Genomic DNA, 3,327 nt, shown 5'->3' on the forward strand with positions numbered 1-3,327 from the left:
CCTGCCCGTGGTGCTGGATGCCGGGCGAGACGGGGGCCGCGATGGGGGCCGCGATGGGGGCCGCGATGGGGTGGGCCATGTTGATCTGCCGGCCACCGCACCCGCCGGCGATTGGGATTTGCAGCTGACCGCCGGGCAGGACGAACGCAGCGTTGGCCGGTTCCAGGTGGAGGAATATCGCCTGCCAACCAGCCGCGCCAGCATCAGCGGGCCAAAGGCCATTTCAGTGGCGCCGCGCGCCCTGCCGCTCGATCTGGCGCTGTCTTATCTGTCGGGCGGCGGCGCGGGCGCTGCGCCGGTCACGCTGCGCACCCGCGTGGTGCCGCGCAGTGTGGAGGTTGCGGGATACGACAATTGGCGTTTCGCAGCCGAAACCGTGAAACCGGGCCTCGCGGCGCTGGACGGTGACGGCAACGAAGCCGGCGCCGGGGCCACTGCCCAGCGTGCCGCCGAACAACCGCTCACGCTGGGCGCGGCCGGCACGGCGCGGGTGACGGCGAGCGGCTGGCCAGCCATCACCGCGCCTTCGGCATTGATCGCCGAACTGGATTATCCCGGCGCCAATGGCGAAGTGGCGACCAAGGTGCCCCGCCTGCCCCTGGAGCCGGCGGCGCTGCGGGTCGGCATCGCGTCCGACGGCTGGCTGAGCAAGGCCGACGATCTGCGGCTCAAGCTGGTGGTGCTCGATCTGGCCGGCAAGCCGGTGCGCGGGCAGAAGCTGACATTGCGGCTGTTCGCGCGCGAAATCCTCTCCACACGCAAACGGCTGGTCGGCGGATTTTATGCCTATGACAACGCCCGCGAGACCCGCGAGCTCAAGGCGCGCTGCGAAACGAAAACCGATGATCGCGGCCGCGCCAGTTGCCAGCTGGATGCCGGCGTCTCCGGCGAAGTGCTGGCGTTGGCCCAAACGACCGATAGTGCCGGGCGGGCGGCGCGCGCTACGCAAAGCCTGTGGCTCGCCGGCGATGATGAATGGTGGTTCGGCGGCGATAATGGCGACCGCATGGACCTGGTGCCCGAAGCGCCCGAAGTCGCCGCAAACGGCACCGCGCGCCTGCAAGTGCGCATGCCGTTCCGCGCCGCGACGGCGCTGGTGACCGTGCTGCGCGGCGGCGTGATGGACAGTTTCGTCACCACGCTGACGGGCAAGGACCCGGTGATTTCGGTAAAGATGAAGGGCGATTACGCGCCCAACGTCACGATTTCGGTGCTCGCGGTGCGCGGGCGGGTGGCGGGCTGGCGGTTGTGGCTGGCCGATCTGGCCCGGCGCTGGAATTTGCCCCGGATTTTGCCCCGGATTTTGCCCCAGATTCTGCCCCAGATTCTATTGGGGCTCAGCCGCGAGGCCGCCTCCCCCACCGCGCTGATCGATCTGGCGCGGCCGAGTTACCGGCTGGGGCTGGCGCAGCTGAAGGTGGGCCACGATGCGCGCCGGCTGGCGGTGCAGGTGATGCCAGACAGGCCCACCCACGCCGTGAAGGAACAAGCCAGCGCGCTGGTGACGGTAACGCCGCCGCCCGGCACGCGCTTGCCTGCCGATGCCGAAATCGCCTTTGCCGCCGTGGACGAAGCCCTGCTGCAATTGAAGGACAACGACAGCTGGAAATTGCTCGATGCGATGATGGCGCCGCGCCCGCTCGGCGTGGTGTTCGCCACGGCGCAGGGCCAGGTGGTGGGCAAGCGCCACTATGGCACCAAGGCCGTGGCGGCCGGCGGCGGCGGCGGCGCGATGGCGGCGGGGCGCCGCGATTTCCAGCCAGTGATCGCCTGGGCCGGACGGGTGAAGCTGGACGGGCAAGGCCGCGCGCGCGTTCCGTTCCGGTTGAACGACAGCCTGTCGGGCTTCCGCCTGGTGGCCATCGCCAGCGCCGGCCCCGGCCTGTTCGGCACCGGCAGCGCCCGTATCCGCACCACACAGGATCTGCAGATACTGCCCGGCATCCCGCCGTTGGTGCGCGTCGGCGATGCCTATGTGGCCACCATTGTGGTGCGCAACACCACGGCACGCAGCTTGCCCGTCGCAATCACGGCGAGCGCCGGCAGCCGGAATGAGGGTGGGCGCTGGCCGGCGCGCACGGTCACGCTGGCCGCCGGTTCGGCGCAAACCATTGCCTTTGCCGCGACGGCACCGGCCGCCGGCACGCTGACGTGGAAATTTGGCGCCAGTGGCGGCGGCGCGGCGGATGCGGTGCATGTGGAACAAACCGTCGAACCCACCGTGCCGCCCGCCGTGATCAGCGCCGCGCTCACCCGCAGTGGCCTGCCGATCGCGGTGCCGGCCGGCGCGCTGCCGGGATCGGCGTTCGTCACGGTAGCGCTGTCGCCGTCGCTGGGCGGCAATCTGGACGGGGTGCGCGCGTACATGGCCGCCTATCCCTATGACTGCATTGAACAACGCCTGTCAAAAGCCGTGGCGCTCGGCGACCGCGCGCTGTGGGAGCGCGAGGTGGCCGGCCTCGGGGCGTGGATTGACCCGCGCGGCCTGCTGCGCTTTTTCCCGAGTGTCGGCATGAACGGCGATTCCGGCCTTACCGCCTATGTGCTGCGGCTGTCGCGGTTGGCGGGTTGGCCGCTGCCAGCATCTGAACGCGCGCGATTGGTTGCTGGCCTGCGCCCGGTTGCCGAAGGCCGCATCGATGGCGACCGGCTGGCGGCACTGGCGGCGCTGGCGGGTGAAGGCGAAGCGGTGGGCCGCATGCTTGCCGGATTTGCGGCTACATCCGACCAGTGGGGCCCGGCAGCGCTGCTTGATTGGCGCGCCGTGCAACTGGCCAGCGGCAAGGCGCCCGCTGCTGCGCAGACACTGGCCCGGCTGCGCGCCCGGCTCGATGATCAGGGCAGCGTGATGCGCTTTGCTGGCGCAGGTGATGATTGGAACCTGATGGCATCGCGCGATGCCGCGCTGGCGCGGTTGCTGCTCGTGGCCGCCGCAGATCCGGCAGCTGATCCGCAATGGGCCAGCGATGCGCCGCGCCTGGCCCGCGCCCTGATGCAGATGCAGCGCCAGGGCCATTGGGACACGACACCTGCCAACGCGCTGGGCCGACTGGCGATGGCCAGCTTTGCGGCGCGGTTCGAACGCGCGCCGGTGAGCGGGCGCACAACGGTGGCACTGGGCAGTGCGCGGCAGGTGGCGGTGTGGCCCGGGCCCGCGCCGGTTCGCTTGCCCGCCGCCAACGCGGCGCTCAGCCTCGCGCATGCCGGCAGCGGCCAACCGTGGGCGATGGTGTCGCTGAGCGCTGCCGTGCCGAAGGCGAAGCCCGTCACGAATGGACTGATGCTGCGCCGGCAAGTCGTCGCCGTCCGCCGCGCCGTGCCCGGCCG

General features: G+C 70.7%; 1 protein-coding gene. It reads left to right on the forward strand.

The window, feature by feature from the left end; translation table 11 throughout:
* Window positions 1-3,327 (forward strand): alpha-2-macroglobulin family protein (locus ACESL8_RS12825; RefSeq protein ID WP_372919463.1); only part of this gene is annotated, 3,327 nt, incomplete at both ends.

Source organism: Sandarakinorhabdus sp. (assembly GCF_041689835.1).
In the GTDB taxonomy this organism is placed as follows: domain Bacteria; phylum Pseudomonadota; class Alphaproteobacteria; order Sphingomonadales; family Sphingomonadaceae; genus Sandarakinorhabdus.